This is a genomic window from Marinobacter daepoensis DSM 16072 (assembly GCF_000421165.1).
Taxonomy (GTDB): domain Bacteria; phylum Pseudomonadota; class Gammaproteobacteria; order Pseudomonadales; family Oleiphilaceae; genus Marinobacter; species Marinobacter daepoensis.
In genome coordinates this window covers 65,479-80,352 of the sequence record NZ_ATWI01000013.1, presented here as the reverse complement: position 1 = coordinate 80,352, position 14,874 = coordinate 65,479, and the positions used below count along the sequence as shown (strand labels likewise).

The following is a 14,874-nucleotide window of genomic DNA, read 5'->3' as shown; positions in this document are numbered from 1 at the left end:
GATTGGGTAATTATGAAAAAGATTGTAAAGATTTGCAGACTATGCACGGGGTCACGATTTGTCAGCCCGTTTCCTGAGGGTCTACATCAATAATCCACTTGGTGTTGGCGGGCAGTTTGCTCTGGTCCAGATATTGGCACAGGCGAGAGAGTACCCGGTTTAGCCGTTTGCGGTTGTTGCTGCAGACAATCAACTGTGCCCGGTGGCGGTCTGCTTTTCGGGCAATCACGGCGGGGAGCGGTCCCCAGATTTCAATGCCTTCGACAGCCATCATTGGCTTGATGCTGTCCAGCAATTGCAGGCTTCGTTGCATGGTATCAGATTCCGCGCGCAGCACGGCCATGGCCCGGAAGGGGGGGAGGTCGCCGGCTTTGCGGTCTGCCAGGAGTTGTTCGGCGAGTTGTGCGTAATTGCCATGGCAGAGGGCCTTGAGAAGCGGGTGGTCGCTGTGGCAGGTCTGGATTAGCACTTTTCCGGGCTTGGCGCCCCGGCCTGCGCGACCGCTGACTTGCAGCAGGGTTTGCAGCATCTGTTCTGGCGCGCGAAAATCGACGCTGAACAGACCGCCGTCGGCGTTTACCACCGCCACCAGCGTAACGTTCGGGAAGTCATGACCTTTCGCCAGCATTTGGGTGCCGACAAGAATGCATGGGGCCCCGCTGTTCACTTTCTCCAGTATGGACTGAATGCTGCCTTTGCGCTGGGTGCTGTCCCTGTCTACCCGGACAACCGGGGTTTCCGGGAAGTGTTCGGCCAGCACGTCTTCGGTGCGCTCCGTGCCCTGCCCAACGGGTTTGAAGTTGTCGCTCTGGCATTTGGGGCAGTGGTTGCTGGCGGCCTTCTGGAAATCGCAATGATGACAGCGCATGGCGCGATCACGACGGTGGTAGGTTAGCCGGGTGTCGCAACGGGGGCACTCTTCCATATGCCCGCAGTCGAAGCACATCATGATGGGGGCAAATCCGCGCCGATTGACGAACACCAGTGCCTGTTCGCCCCGGTTTAGTGTGTCTCTTATGGCCGACAGTGTCGGGCGAGAGAGGCCGGCTTCCAGTGGTCTGCTACGAATGTCCAGCAGGGACACTTCTGGCGGCTTTGCTTTGCCTGCTCGTTGCTCAAGTCTTACGAGGGTGTATTTACCCTGCCGGGCGTTGTGCCAGGATTCCAGTGATGGGGTGGCGGAGCCCAGAATGACGGGGCAGTGGTTTACGTGTGCTCGGTAAACGGCAACATCGCGTGCCGAATAGCGAAATCCGTCTCCCTGTTTATAGGAGCTGTCGTGTTCCTCGTCCACAATGATGGAGCGCAGGTTGGTAAAAGGCAGCAGAACAGCCGAGCGGGTGCCAATAAGGATGACAGGTTCGCCGTTGCGGATTCTCAGCCAGGTGTCCAGGCGTTCGCCGTCGCTCAGCGCTGAGTGCCAGGCGACGATTCTGCTGCCGAAATACTGCCTGAAGCGAGCGAGTGTTTGGGGGGTCAGGTTGATTTCGGGGACCAGGATCAGAGCTTGCTGGTCTTCCTGTAACTTTTGCTTCAGGAAATGAAGATAGAGCTCGGTCTTGCCACTCCCGGTAATGCCATATAGCAGGGCAGCCTGAAACCTGTTGGTGGAGGATGGCAGTGCTTCTGCCGCCGTTGTCTGGGCACCTGAAAGTTTGGGCGGGGGAGCGGCAGTCGGGGAGTGGGTTTGTGCGGGTGTTGTTGCGTCGGCTTGGTGTATGAGGGCTTTGTCTTGGAGTGCTCTGAGTTGTGAGCGGGTAAAGCCCGCCTGGACCAGCTCGCTTGTTGACAAGCCGGGAGATGCCTGAAGGGTGTTCAATAGCTGTTTCTGGCGATGGGCGTTGGAAGGCAGCTCTGCTGCTGAGGCGTCACTTGCGACCCAGTGTTCCTCCTGCTTCCTCTGTGATGGACGGCCTTTACGCAGTGCCGGAGGCAGAGCGGTGAACAGGCATTCTCCCAGTGGGTGTTGATAGTAGTCGCTGGCCCAGCTTAGCAAGTGAAAAGTGGTGTCCGGCAGCGCTGGCCAGGGTTCGTGGATATCGAGAATGGGCTTCAGTGTAACGTGCCCGGGGGGCGTTACACCCGTTTCAACAACAAGGCCTGTCAGGATCTGACGACCGAACGGAACCTTGACGCGTTGGCCGGGGGAGACCGACAGATTGTCCGGGATCAGGTAGTCAAAGAGTCGCCTGAGCGGGCGATTCAGGGCGATGCGGGCGGTGGAGGGCCTTGTCACGGTAACTGCGTATCCTGAAAGCGGGCGAATGTGGGCCAGAGGCATGTCATCCGGGGATTACAACGCACCAAGATACTTGCCTGTGGTCGGGTTTGTCAGTAAGATTCGCGGTCTGTTTCTGGCCGGGCTTGATTGTGCCCGGTCTTTTTAATTGATTCAAATATGCGGTGCCTGGCAAGCGTGTCGAGTTTTGGCAAGATGACCAGGTAGCGGCATGACCGAAAGAGGTTCGCCATGAAAGAAGGTATTCACCCGAAGTACGAAGACATTACTGCAACCTGTTCCTGCGGTAATGTGATCAAGACCCGCTCTACCATTGGTCGCGATCTGCAGCTGGACGTTTGCTCACAGTGCCACCCGTTTTACACTGGTAAGCAGAAGGTTATGGACACCGGTGGTCGTATTGATCGTTTCAACAAGCGTTTCGGCGGCCGCATCGCTGGCAAGAAAGCCTGATTCGGATCGGAAAGTTTGCAAAAAAAGCGCCTTCGGGCGCTTTTTTTGTGTCCGGAGGCAAAATAAAACCTTGTATACGCGAAATGCACTATTGACTGATCATAAAATATTCGATTTCGGCTTGTCGTTTCAGGACGAGCGCGCCATAATGGCGCGCTCCGCTGGTCAGGGGGTTCCTTGCATCGGCGGGATTTACTTTTAAACGTGACAAACGGAACAGTGGCAATGTCTCAAGATCTGAAAGAAGCAGCCCTTGAATATCACGCCAAACCGCGGCCGGGTAAGCTGAGTGTAGAAATCACCAAGCCGACCCAGACGTCCCGCGACCTTTCCCTGGCGTACAGCCCCGGGGTTGCCGAGCCGGTCCGCGAGATCGCGAAGGACCCCGAGAATGCATACAAGTACACAGCCAAGGGTAACCTGGTTGCCGTGATTTCTGACGGTACTGCCATCCTGGGTCTGGGTAATCTCGGCCCTCTGGCGAGCAAGCCGGTTATGGAAGGCAAGGGCGTACTGTTCAAGCGCTTTGCCGGAATTGATGTTTTTGACATCGAAGTGAATTCCGAAAGCCCGCAAGCGTTTATTGAAACGGTTGAGCGTATCGCTGATACCTTTGGTGGTATCAACCTCGAAGACATCAAGGCTCCGGAGTGTTTCGAGATTGAGCGCGCGCTGATCGAAAAATGTAATGTGCCGATTTTCCATGATGACCAGCATGGTACAGCGATTGTTACTGCAGCAGGCATGATCAATGCTCTTGAGTTGCAGGGCAAGAAAATCGAAGAAGCAACGGTGGTTTGTCTGGGTGCCGGTGCGGCCGCCAGTGCTTGCGTGAAATTGCTGATCAGTTGCGGGATGCGCTCTGAGAACATTTTCATGCTCGACCGTAAGGGTGTGATCCACTCTGGTCGTGACGATCTGAACCAATACAAAGCGATGTTCGCGAACGACACGGATAAGCGCACTCTGGATGATGCCATCGACGGTGCAGACGTATTCCTGGGGCTGTCCGGTCCGGACCTGCTGGGAGCGGATCAGCTGAAGAAGATGGCTCCGAATCCGATCGTGTTTGCTTGTTCAAACCCGGACCCTGAGATCAATTATGAGCTGGCCATGGCTACTCGTGATGATTTGATCATGGCGACCGGTCGTTCCGATTATCCGAACCAGGTAAACAACGTTCTTGGATTCCCGTTCATCTTCCGTGGTGCGTTGGACGTTCGTGCAACCGCGATCAACGAAGAGATGAAGGTGGCAGCGGTCAACGCTATCCGTGAGCTGGCCAAAGAGTCGGTGCCTCAGGAAATCTGCGAAGCTTATGGCGTTGAGGCGTTGGCGTTTGGTAAGGACTATATCATTCCGAAGCCGATGGATGTTCGCCTGCTGGAGGTTGTTCCGGCGGCCGTGGCTCGCGCGGCTGTTGATTCCGGTGTTGCGCGCAATCCGTACCCTGCGCACTACCCGCTGAAGTCCATGGATGACATTATCTGATCGAGATGTTGTCTGGTAGATAAAAAAACCGACGGAGATCCCGTCGGTTTTTTTGTGCCTTTATGTCAGGCGGTATTTGCCGACAGATCAGAAAATCTGTCGGGACAGGTCATCGCCGTTGCCGTTGTCTGTATGTGTGCCGTTACCTTGCGCGGGCAGGGGGGCGGGCGCCTCCTCTTGCTTGAACAGCTCAAAAATGCCGTCTTCTCCGGGGCGCGCCCGTTCGCCCGTTTCCGGGTTGATGCGAATGTTTGCGATGCCGTTGGGTCTGGGCATGGTGGCGCTTGGTCTGTCTTTCAGCGCAACTTTCATATATTCAACCCAGATGGGCAGGGCTGTGCTTGCGCCGTATTCGCCGCGGCCAAGGGGGGCTGGCTGGTCAAAACCGACCCAGACAGTGGTAGCAACGTCATGGTTGAAGCCTGCAAACCAGGTGTCTTTCTGTTCGTTGGTTGTGCCGGTCTTGCCAGCCAGGTCGCTGCGATTAAGGGCGAGGGCGCGCCGGCCTGTGCCGCGTTTCACGACATCCTGCAGCATTGAGTGCATGATGTAGACCGAGCGTTCGTCAGCCAGGCGGGGCATGACTCTGGGTTCATCTGATGTTTCTTCAGCCTGGGCTGCTGGAAGTGTCATTCCCTCTGTGTCACCGGCAATGTCGACGGGCTCCGATTGGCGGGGCGAGGTTGGGCAGTTTCTATCGCAGAGTATGGTTTCCGGAGCCTCATAAACGATAGAGCCGTCAGCCTCTTCAATGCGCTCAATCAGGTAAGGCTGGACGTCGTAGCCGCCGTTTGCCACTACGGCAAAGCCCCGTGCGAGATCCATTGGGGTCAGAAGTCCGCTGCCCAGAGACAGTGACAGGTTGGCGGGCATGTTCTCTGTCGGCAGTTTGAGACGCTTCAGGTAGTCCAGTGTGGTGTTGATGCCAATGTCCCTGAGCAGGCGGATGGAGACCAGGTTGCGGGAACGGTACAGGCCTTTGCGCAAGGTTGTGGGGCCATAAAACTGGCCGGAAGAATTCTGTGGCCGCCAGGAGGTCTCCAGGCTGGAGTCTTCAAAGACGATTGGGGCATCGTTGTATATGGTGGCGGGCGTTCTTCCATTCTCGAGAGCGGACAGGTAGAGGAAAGGCTTGAACGTCGAGCCTGGTTGGCGGTTAGCCTGTGTGGCTCGGTTGTATTTGCTTTGATTGAAGCTGTAGCCGCCAGCAAGGGCTTCAATGGCGCCGGTTTTCGCGGTCAGGGAGATCAGGGCGCCTTCCACATCCGGTGCCTGAGTGAGTGACACGCGCAGTTCTGAGGGGGCTGTCTCCTCGTTTGGTTGCTCGCTTGGGTCGGCCTCGGTGTTCGTGACCTGCGGGAGTTGGTCAATTTTCACGTAGACGACATCTCCTGCGCTGACCACGTCGGAGGGGGCTTTGGGCTCTGGGCCGGTATAGCGTTCGGTGCGGTAGCGTCGCGCCCAGGTCATGGTTTCGAATGGCATGATGCCGGGGCCAAAGCGTCGGGTGTGTACCTGGGCTTCGTTCTTTTCGTCGTCTACGCTGGTCACAACGGCTGGCACCAGGGCTTCAATGCGAGAATAGCTGAGTAGTTGGTCAGACAGCTCTGCCGGTGTCAGGTTCTCAATGTCGATCTGGCCAATAGGGCCCCGGAATCCATGGCGGCGATCGTAAGCCTCCAGCCCGGATCTCAGGGTGTCTGTGGCAGCCTGTTGTCGGGTGCTGTCAACGGTTAGGGTGACGCTATAGCCCTCCGTGTAGGCGTCCTCTCCAAAGCGACGAACCATTTCTGCTCTGGCCATCTCTGCAACATAGTCGGCATCCACTTCCGCTTCGCGTGTGTTGTAGGTCGCGGTTAACGGAGCGTTTGCTGCCAGTGACCAGGCGTCTTCAGTTATGTAGCCCAGGTCTCTCATTCGGCCAAGAATCCAGTTCCGGCGAATCAGTGCCCGCTCAGGGTTTGCCAGTGGGTTGAAGGCTGAGGGGGCTTTGGGTAGCCCTGCCAGCATGGCCATCTGGGCGAGCGAGAGCTCCTTAACCGGTTTGTCATAGTAAACCTGGGCTGCGGCTGCAATGCCGTATGCGCGGTTGCCAAGGTAGATTTTGTTCAGGTAGAGCTCAAGGATGTGGTTTTTGTCGAGTTCACGTTCAATCTGAAGAGCCAGTAGTATCTCGTTGAACTTTCGAATGAAGGTCCGATCTCGTGACAAAAAGTAATTTTTTGCAACCTGCATCGTGATGGTGCTGCCGCCAGACTGGATGGATCCGGTCGTGATCAGTTCCACGGCAGCCCGCGTCAGGCCTTTGATGTCGACTCCCGGGTGATCGTAAAAACGAGCGTCTTCCGCGGCCAGAAAGGCTTGTAACTGAATTGTAGGGATCTGTTCTATTGTGATCGGTGCCCTTCTCTTTTCACCGAATTCTGCTATTAATCTGTTGTCTTTGCTATATACCCTCAGGGGCGTTTGCAATCTGACGTCCAGCAGCTGTTCAACTGGTGGCAGGTTGGGCCGAAGATAAAGATACAGGCTTGAGGCAATGATGATGGCGACACTCAGGCCGGTTAGAAAGAACCAGGCGAAAACGCGAGATGTACGCAACAAATGAGACATTTTTTTCTGACAACTGTTGGATATAGGTCTATTATTTGAGAAATTGCTTTAGGAAGGTTCGGTCGCCTCGCTGTCTGCAATGTCTCCCGTAAATCGAGAGCTTGCATTGTAGACGGAAAAAACAAGAAATTCTCTTACATAAAAAATACATAGAACGCCTCTGAAATGATCGCCTTTACAGGGAGTGGTTCAGGGGTTCCAACGCCGGGTGCATTTAACCAGGTATAGGGTGAGCGCGTGTTCGGATTATCAGGAAAAAAATCCAATGCCGTGCTGGGAGTGGATATCAGCTCCAGTTCGGTAAAGCTGCTAGAACTGTCAAAACATGGTGATCGGTATAAAGTCGAGAGCTATGCGGTGGAACCGTTGCCGGTCAATGCAGTTGTTGAAAAAAACATCACCGATGTGGAAGCGGTTGGGGAGGTTCTCAAGCGTGTAGCATCCAAGTCTCGCACCAGTCTTAAGCAGGTTGCTGTTGCCGTCTCTGGCTCTGCTGTGATCACCAAGGTTATACAGATGGATGGTGGTCTCAATGAGTTTGAGATGGAGGATCAGATCGCGCTTGAGGCTGATCAGTACATTCCTTATCCCCTCGATGAAGTGGCCATTGATTTTGAGGTGCAGGGGCCTTCCGAATCCAATCCTGATCAGGTTGACGTCCTTCTTGCGGCATGTCGTAAGGAGAATGTTGATATTCGGGAAGACGCTTTGGAAATTGCCGGCCTGAACACCAGGATCGTCGATGTGGAAGCGTATGCGCTGGAGCGGGCCTATTGCCTGATTGAATCGCAGCTGGATTCCCAGGGTGAAGAGATGGTGGTCGCTGTTGTCGACGTTGGTGCGACCATGACCACCCTGAGTGTTCTGGCCGAAGGTAAAACGGTTTATACCCGAGAGCAGATTTTCGGCGGCAAGCAACTGACAGAAGAAATTCAGCGTCGCTACGGCCTGTCCCTCGAAGAGGCCGGCCTGGCGAAGAAGCAGGGCGGCTTGCCTGACGATTACGATGAGGAAGTTTTGACGCCGTTCCGTGAAGCGGTTGTCCAGCAGGTGGCAAGGGCTCTCCAGTTCTTCTTCGGGGCCAGTCAGTACAATGCCGTTGACTATGTTGTCCTTGCCGGCGGAACAGCGTCCATCCAGGGGCTCACAGAAATGGTTGAGGAGAAAACCGGAACGCCAACGCTGGTGGCAAATCCGTTTGCCAGCATGTCCGTTGGTTCGCGAGTGAATGCCTCTGCACTGAGTAATGATGCCCCCTCATTGATGATTGCTTGTGGTCTGGCAATGAGGAGTTTTGACTGATGGCAAAAATTAACCTCAGGCCTTGGCGGGAAGAGCTTCGGGCGGAGAAGCAGAAACAGTTCGTGGTCCTGATTCTGGGAGCCGTGATCATTGCTGCAGGTCTGGCTTTTCTCTGGAAGTCCGATATGGACAATCGCATTGCCTACCAGCAGTCCCGTAACGCATATATCGAAACGGCGACAAAGGCGTTGGATAAACAGATCAAAGAAATTGAAAACCTCAAACGCCAGCGTGATGAGCTGCTGGCTCGTATGCAGGTTATTCAGGATCTTCAGGGCAAGCGTCCGGTCATCGTCCGCGTATTCGACGAGTTGGTGCGAACGCTTCCTGATGGACTGTTTTATCTGGACCTGAAAAAAGCGGGCAACCGATTGGATATCGTCGGTATGGCGGAGTCAAACAGTCGTATTTCTAATCTGATGCGGCACTTTGATGAGTCGGACTGGTTCTCAAACCCTAATCTGACGAATGTGGCTGCGGCTGACAGTGCGCGGGCCGGTTACAGCCAATTCAATCTCTCTGTCCAGCAACGGACTCCAGAGCCCGAAGGGGAGGATGAACAATGAGCCTCGCGGACTCACTGAAAAGCCTGAACGAATTTGACATTAATGATCTGGACCTCAACAACGCAGGTATCTGGCCTGCGCCGGTCAAGGCCATTGTTGCTTTGCTTGTTTTTGGTTTGATTCTCGGAGGCGGGTACTGGTTTTTTATCAAGGACCAGTATGCGCAGCTCGACCGGGTTGAGCAGCAGGAAAGAGACCTGAAGCAGCGTTATGAGCAAAAGGCGTATCAGGTGGCCAACCTGGAGGTTTTCAAGGCGCAGATGGCTGAAATGGAAGAGACCTTCGGGGCTCTCGTGCGCCAGTTGCCCAGTGAAACCGAGGTGCCTGGTTTGCTGGAAGATATCACCAATACGGCGTTGGGAAGCGGCCTGGCATTGCAGGAAGTCAAACTTCAGCCGGAACAGCAGCGAGATTTCTATTCCGAGCTTCCGATCAATATACGGGTGTCTGGCTCCTATCATGAGTTGGCATCGTTTGTGAGCAGTGTGGCAAGCCTGCCGCGTATTGTTACGTTGCATGACTTAACCATCAAACCAATTGGCGGAGACGGTGACCAGCTCGATATGCAGGTGGTTGCCCGTACTTATCGCTACCGGGCTGGAGAATGAGCATGACAGGAAAGCATGCGGGAAAAGCCTGGCTGGGTGTGTGTCTGGCGTCTTTGTTGACGGCTTGTTCCCAGGGAAACAGCTTTTCAGATCTCGACAAGTTTATGGCGGATACCCGGGCCAAACCCCGAGGGCACGTAGAGCCCTTGCCCGAGTTCAAGGCTTATGAAGCGTTCAGTTATTCTGCAGCGGATCGGCGGGCACCGTTTGAGCCTCCGGTCGATGTGCAGTTGACCATGGTAGATGAGCAGCCGGTCAGTGATGTAGAGCCGGATCTGGATCGTCCACGGGAGGTGCTGGAGAATTTTGACCTTAAGTCGCTGTCCATGGTCGGCACACTTCAGGGCATTGAAGGCAATTTGTTTGCCTTGGTCCGTGATGATGCCGGAGGGATTCACCGAGTCCGTTCCGGCAATTACATGGGGCAGAACTATGGTCGCATTGTGGGGGTCGGTGAAACCCGCATTGAGCTGATTGAAATCGTTCCGAATGGCCGGGGTGGTTGGGTCGAACGCCCGCGCTCCCTGTCTTTGGATGAGGGCTAAGGAGCGGTAACGGTATGAACGAAAGAAAAATGCACGAAAAAACAAGGTCAGGGTCGAGGCTAGCGATGTTCAAAAAACTCAATGTCTGCGTGGGCGTTATTGCCATCGGGTTATGGAGCGGCCTGGCCAGCGCGGTCACGCTGCAAGACTTGTCGTTTTCGTCGCTGCCGGGTGAGCGCCTGGAAGTGACCATGCAGTTTGATGGAACGCCGCCAGAACCATCCGGTTACACCATTGAGCGTCCGGCCAGAATTGCGGTTGACCTCAAGGATACAGCCAGTGCTCTGAATCAGCGCAGTATTCCTCTTGGTACGGGTAATGCCCAGAGCGTAACGGTTGTTGAGACCAAAGACCGGACCCGTCTGATTTTTAACCTGGTGGAATTGGTACCTCACGACACCGTGCGCACGAGTAATTCTCTGGTCATGACGATTGGAGGGGAGGCCGATGGTGGTGGCAGCGCGATGGCCGCTCAGCAGCGGGCCGCCACTTCTGCATCCGGAGGCTCTGAGGGCGGGAATGCCCTGGCTGGGGTTGATTTCCGCCGTGGTAAGGCCGGGGAAGGGCGTGTCATCGTCGATCTTGGCAGCAGTACCGCCACGGTTAACCTGAATGAGTTGGGCGGTCGGATCAGGCTGACGATGCCGGATCTTGTTGTGCCTGCAGATCTGCGTCGGCGTCTGGATGTAACGGACTTCGCGACGCCGGTTACCCGAATTGACACCTTTGTGGAAGATGGCAGCGCCATTGTCGAAATCCGTCCGGAAGGGGATTATGACTATATCGCCTATCAGTCCGGCAGAGAGTTTACGGTTAGTGTTGAGGAACTGACTCAGGAAGAGGCCGAGGCGCGTCGGGAAGAGAAGTTCCCGTATACCGGTGAGAAGCTGTCGCTGAATTTCCAGGACATTGAGGTGCGTTCTGTGCTCCAGCTGATCGCGGATTTCACCGGCCTTAACCTTGTTGCCAGTGATACCGTCGGCGGAAGTATTACTCTGCGGTTGCAGAACGTTCCCTGGGATCAGGCACTGGATCTGATTCTCAAAACCAAAGGGCTGGATAAGCGTCAGATTGGTAACGTGCTGCTGGTCGCACCAGCGGAAGAAATTGCTGCCCGCGAAAAGCTGGAGCTTGAGACGAATAAGCAGATTGCTGAATTGGCTCCGGTTCGTCTGGACATTATCCAGGTGAACTATGCTAAAGCGGCTGACGTTGTTGCACTCATTCAGGCGGATGAGGAGCTGATCTCTTCCCGCGGGTTTGTCTCATCAGATGTAAGAACCAATACCATCAGCGTTCGGGAAACCGCAGAGAAGCTGGAAGAAATTCGACGCCTCGTGGCCACTTGGGACGTTCCGGTGCGTCAGGTATCCATTGAAGCAAGGATTGTCCGGGCTCAAACCAACGTGGCGGAAGACTTGGGTGTCCGTTGGGGTGGTGCAGCCTATGATGTGAGTGGTGATGACGTGTTCACCGTTGGCGGCTCGCTTGGCACGCTTCAGGAAGCCCGGGATGCTGCGGGTGGTGGTAGTAACACTATTACGTTCCCGGGTGCTCTGGGTGTCGATCTTGGTGTAAGCGGAGAAGGAGCATCTTCTTTCGCGATCGGTTGGGGTAGTGACGACTTCCTGATTGACTTGGAGTTGTCTGCTCTGGAGAGCGATGGACGTGCCGAAGTGGTTTCTCAACCGCGGGTTGTCACGGCTGACAGGCAGTCTGCTTCCATTAAGTCGGGTGAGGAAATTCCTTATCAGGAAGCCTCTTCCAGTGGAGCAACTTCCGTTTCGTTCAAAGAAGCGGTGTTGTCCCTGGAAGTGACTCCTCAGATCACGCCTGACGATAAGATCATCATGGATCTTGTGGTGAATCAGGATTCCCGGGGTGAAGTCACAGCGGGCATTCCTTCTATCAATACCAATGAAGTGACTACCCAGGTTCTGGTGGCAAATGGCGAGACAGTGGTACTGGGTGGGATCTTCCAGTCGGAAGTTGCAACTCAGACCACGAAGACCCCGTTCCTTGGTGATATCCCGTACCTTGGTCGTCTTTTCAAGCGCACTGAGCATATTGATGAGCGCAGTGAGCTGCTGATCTTCATCACGCCGAAGATCATCAAGAACGACATCCTGCAGTAAGTCTGGGATCGTCTTAAAAAACCGCCGCTAACCCCGGCGGTTTTTTTTGTTCAGTGGGTTCTGACGGCTTTTGTCTGCTTATGGATTGTATGCCCTTGTGCTATTCTCACCCGCCTGAAACCTGTTGAGCGGAAATTATGTCTTTGCCCAAACGAGTTGTTCTGGTTGGGCCCATGGGGGCTGGGAAAACGACCATTGGCCGGATGTTAGCCAAGGAATTGGGGTATCGTTTTCTGGACTCTGACCGGATTATCGAAGAGCGTTGCGGTGCCAACATACCCTGGATTTTTGACGTTGAAGGAGAGCTGGGCTTTCGGCAGCGGGAAACCGCTATGCTGGATGAGTTGTCCAATGAGGTTGGTGTGGTGTTGGCAACGGGCGGTGGCGCTGTCATGCGGGCAGAGAACCATGGTTTGCTGAAAAAGAGCTCCGTTGTTGTTTATCTCAAAACGTCCATTGAGCAGCAGGTGGAGCGTACCCGTAAGGACCGAAACCGGCCGTTGCTGCAGAACGAGGATCCTGAGGCTGTGTTGAGGCGACTGTTTGCGGTGAGAGACCCGCTGTATACCGAGTTGGCCGACATTGTTATGTATACCGACCGGAAAAGCCCGAGGCTGGTCGTTCGGCAATTGGTTAATCGAATTAACCCGAAGACACCCCGGCATAGAAGGCAGAGGCGAAAAGAGGGAAGGCAGAATGCACAAGGTATTACGAGAGCTCAAGGTTGATCTGGGAGAGCGTAGCTACCCCATCATCATTGGTCAGGGGTTGCTGGGCTCAATTGACCTGACGCCTTGGGTGGCTGGGCAGCAGGTGATGATTGTCACCAATGATACGGTCGGTCCTTTGTATCTGGAAAAGGTGAAACGCTGCTTCCCTGGCAAGGTCGTTGATGTGGTTATCCTGCCGGATGGCGAGCAGTTCAAGGATTGGCAGACGCTGAACCTGATATTTGATGCGCTTTTGGAGAAGCGTCATACCCGGAAAACCACCATTGTTGCATTGGGGGGTGGGGTCGTTGGCGATATGGCGGGCTTTGCCGCAGCCAGTTATCAGCGCGGGGTTCCCTTCATTCAGGTTCCGACCACGCTACTCTCTCAGGTTGACTCCTCGGTGGGGGGGAAGACCGGCGTTAATCATCCGCTTGGCAAAAACATGGTGGGCGCGTTTCATCAGCCGCAAGCGGTACTCATCGATACTGATACGTTGAAGACCTTGCCGCCAAGGGAAGTGTCCGCGGGGCTGGCCGAAGTCATCAAGTACGGCTTGATTCAGGATGAGCCGTTTCTGGCCTGGCTGGAAGGAGCCATAGAGAAGCTCCTCGGGCTTGATGCTGACACTCTGGGAGAGGCGATCTATCGTTCCTGTGCCTGCAAGGCGGAGGTGGTTGCTCAGGATGAGAAGGAGGGAGGCATCCGGGCGATTCTGAATCTGGGCCATACCTTTGGCCATGCCATAGAGACCTTTGCCGGTTACGGAAACTGGCTTCATGGAGAGGCCGTCGGTACCGGAATGATGATGGCCGCAGATCTGTCCGTTCGAGAGGGATTGATCTCATCGGATGACAAAGCCCGGGTCACTGCGTTGATACAGCGTGCCAGGTTGCCGGAAGCGGCGCCCGAAGCAATGACGGATGAGGATTTTATGAACCTGATGTCCGTTGATAAAAAAAATGTAGATGGTCGCCTTCGTCTGGTTTTGCTCAAAGCCATTGGCGACGCTTTTGTCACAGAGGCGGCGTCCTCAGACAACATTCGCGATACCTTGAAGGCGTTTCTGCCGAAGGCGGAATGATAGTCTTCGGGGGTTGAGAGCAGGGACGACGTGTGACTCGGGAAACTTTGAACAGTGCCGACGGAGGGGGGCTATTCTCCCGGCTTCAGCAAAGGTATGGTCTGCGGGAAAATCCTCTTGAGATGGATGCGCCTTTCTTTCCGGATGCCATGCGACAGCATGCGTTGGAGACGTTGAGGCACCTCTGCGGATTTGGCGATATGGCGCTGGTGCTCACCGGAGCGCCGGGGGCTGGTAAAACCCGGGTCCTGGCAGAACTTGTTCGTAGCGAGTCAGCAAGGCTCGATTTTCATAGGATACCAACCGCAGCGCTTACCAGCGCTCAGGCGTTGTCCCGTTATCTGAAACAGTTGGCAAGATCCGGGGTGCCTCAGGACGCCGAACCCAGGGAAGCCATATACCGCTTTTTCCGATGGTCTGAGTCTGCTCTGAGGCGGGGGCATCGACAGATTCTGCTGGTTGATGACGCCGATAGAGTCGAGCCGGATGTTCTGAATCTTCTTGTGTCAGGCTTCGTGGCCTCAGATCGTTCGGTGGCTGCGATTCCGGTCATGGCGGGTGCTGACTCGTTATGGGGGGAGGTGGAGTCGCGTCTCGATTCTGCCCACGTGCATCATGTATCGCTTCCTCCATTGACCCGGGATGATATAAAGGCCTATCTGGAGCCCAGGGTTCATTTGTCGGGGGGGGCGCTGTCCGAACTGCTTTCATTATCGAGACTGAAGAAGCTGCATGTCCTGAGTCAGGGTAGTTTTGGTCGGCTCAAGCGGGTGGCTCCCGGTGTTTGGCTCGATATGGTTCCTCCTTCCGCGACGGCATCTACTGGAAAAAGGCTTCGGCTGGAGCGCTTTCGGTGGCCTGCGATTGCGGTATTGCTTCTTGGGGCCTCATGGTGGTTCGTGTCGCAGCAGTATGAAAGCGTCGTTCAGAGGCATGCCGGCCTTGAGGCAGACGCTGAACCTGTGCGCAGGAGTATTACCGTGGGCCCAGAGGTTGGGCAAGTACTTCCCGAACCATCGGCGCCGGAAAATCCATCGATGGATTTGACAGTGGTGTCTGGGCATAAAGATGCTGCTCCAGAGCCAGAGCCAGAGCCAGAGCCAGAGCCAGAGCCAGAGCCAGAGCCAG

General features: G+C 55.1%; 12 protein-coding genes. 10 read left to right on the top strand and 2 right to left on the bottom strand.

Annotation, left to right across the window (positions count from 1 at the left end; all coding sequences use genetic code 11):
- Positions 1–61: 61 nt before the first annotated feature.
- The gene (locus K325_RS0115890; RefSeq protein WP_051146683.1) at positions 62–2,281 is read right to left on the bottom strand and encodes a primosomal protein N'; all 2,220 of its coding nucleotides are present in this window, start codon (positions 2,279–2,281) and stop codon (positions 62–64) included.
- A 189-nt stretch (positions 2,282–2,470) separates the two neighbouring features.
- On the opposite strand from K325_RS0115890, the gene rpmE reads away from it, so the two are divergent.
- Both rpmE and K325_RS0115880 read left to right on the top strand, forming a co-directional pair.
- Entirely contained in the window at positions 2,471–2,692 is a 222-nt protein-coding gene (rpmE, locus tag K325_RS0115885) for a 50S ribosomal protein L31 (RefSeq protein ID WP_029655254.1), read from the top strand.
- 225 nt (positions 2,693–2,917) lie between these two features.
- Positions 2,918–4,183 (top strand): malic enzyme-like NAD(P)-binding protein, encoded by a 1,266-nt coding sequence (locus tag K325_RS0115880; protein ID WP_029655253.1) that lies wholly within the window; start codon positions 2,918–2,920, stop codon positions 4,181–4,183.
- An 87-nt stretch (positions 4,184–4,270) separates the two neighbouring features.
- Here the strand turns inward: K325_RS0115880 and K325_RS0115875 are convergent, their stop codons facing one another.
- Positions 4,271–6,796, bottom strand: coding sequence for a penicillin-binding protein 1A (locus tag K325_RS0115875; protein WP_029655252.1), 2,526 nt, complete (start codon positions 6,794–6,796; stop codon positions 4,271–4,273).
- Positions 6,797–7,033: 237 nt separating this feature from the next.
- On the opposite strand from K325_RS0115875, the gene K325_RS0115870 reads away from it, so the two are divergent.
- The 8 genes from K325_RS0115870 to K325_RS18125 all read left to right on the top strand — a co-directional run.
- Complete coding sequence (locus K325_RS0115870; protein WP_029655251.1) at positions 7,034–8,098, top strand: pilus assembly protein PilM; 1,065 nt, start codon at positions 7,034–7,036, stop codon at positions 8,096–8,098.
- Complete coding sequence (locus K325_RS0115865) at positions 8,098–8,664, top strand: PilN domain-containing protein (protein WP_029655250.1); 567 nt, start codon at positions 8,098–8,100, stop codon at positions 8,662–8,664. The genes K325_RS0115870 and K325_RS0115865 overlap by 1 nt, the downstream gene beginning before the upstream one ends.
- A complete protein-coding gene (locus K325_RS0115860) occupies positions 8,661–9,272 on the top strand; it encodes a type IV pilus inner membrane component PilO (protein WP_029655249.1) in 612 nt (203 codons plus the stop codon). Before K325_RS0115865 ends, K325_RS0115860 begins: the two co-directional genes overlap by 4 nt.
- 2 nt (positions 9,273–9,274) lie before the next feature.
- Positions 9,275–9,817, top strand: coding sequence for a pilus assembly protein PilP (locus K325_RS0115855; protein WP_029655248.1), 543 nt, complete (start codon positions 9,275–9,277; stop codon positions 9,815–9,817).
- Between the two features lie 65 nt (positions 9,818–9,882).
- Complete coding sequence (locus tag K325_RS0115850) at positions 9,883–11,952, top strand: type IV pilus secretin PilQ (protein WP_211218168.1); 2,070 nt, start codon at positions 9,883–9,885, stop codon at positions 11,950–11,952.
- Between the two features lie 137 nt (positions 11,953–12,089).
- Positions 12,090–12,680 (top strand): shikimate kinase AroK, encoded by a 591-nt coding sequence (gene aroK, locus K325_RS0115845; protein WP_029655246.1) that lies wholly within the window; start codon positions 12,090–12,092, stop codon positions 12,678–12,680.
- Positions 12,649–13,746, top strand: a complete 1,098-nt coding sequence (gene aroB, locus K325_RS0115840; protein ID WP_029655245.1) for a 3-dehydroquinate synthase — start codon at positions 12,649–12,651, stop codon at positions 13,744–13,746. Before aroK ends, aroB begins: the two co-directional genes overlap by 32 nt.
- Positions 13,747–13,778: 32 nt before the next feature.
- On the top strand, positions 13,779–14,874 hold a 1,096-nt coding region (locus K325_RS18125), incomplete at its 3' end, for an ATP-binding protein (protein ID WP_228128473.1).

Bases quoted from the DNA above. Each gene is read 5' to 3' on its own strand.
- K325_RS0115890 (WP_051146683.1), bottom strand. From the start codon at position 2,281: ATGCCTCTGGCCCACATTCGCCCGCTTTCAGGATACGCAGTTACCGTG.
- rpmE (WP_029655254.1), top strand. From the start codon at position 2,471: ATGAAAGAAGGTATTCACCCGAAGTACGAAGACATTACTGCAACCTGT.
- K325_RS0115880 (WP_029655253.1), top strand. From the start codon at position 2,918: ATGTCTCAAGATCTGAAAGAAGCAGCCCTTGAATATCACGCCAAACCG.
- K325_RS0115875 (WP_029655252.1), bottom strand. From the start codon at position 6,796: ATGTCTCATTTGTTGCGTACATCTCGCGTTTTCGCCTGGTTCTTTCTA.
- K325_RS0115865 (WP_029655250.1), top strand. From the start codon at position 8,098: ATGGCAAAAATTAACCTCAGGCCTTGGCGGGAAGAGCTTCGGGCGGAG.
- K325_RS0115860 (WP_029655249.1), top strand. From the start codon at position 8,661: ATGAGCCTCGCGGACTCACTGAAAAGCCTGAACGAATTTGACATTAAT.
- K325_RS0115855 (WP_029655248.1), top strand. From the start codon at position 9,275: ATGACAGGAAAGCATGCGGGAAAAGCCTGGCTGGGTGTGTGTCTGGCG.
- K325_RS0115850 (WP_211218168.1), top strand. From the start codon at position 9,883: ATGTTCAAAAAACTCAATGTCTGCGTGGGCGTTATTGCCATCGGGTTA.
- aroK (WP_029655246.1), top strand. From the start codon at position 12,090: ATGTCTTTGCCCAAACGAGTTGTTCTGGTTGGGCCCATGGGGGCTGGG.
- aroB (WP_029655245.1), top strand. From the start codon at position 12,649: ATGCACAAGGTATTACGAGAGCTCAAGGTTGATCTGGGAGAGCGTAGC.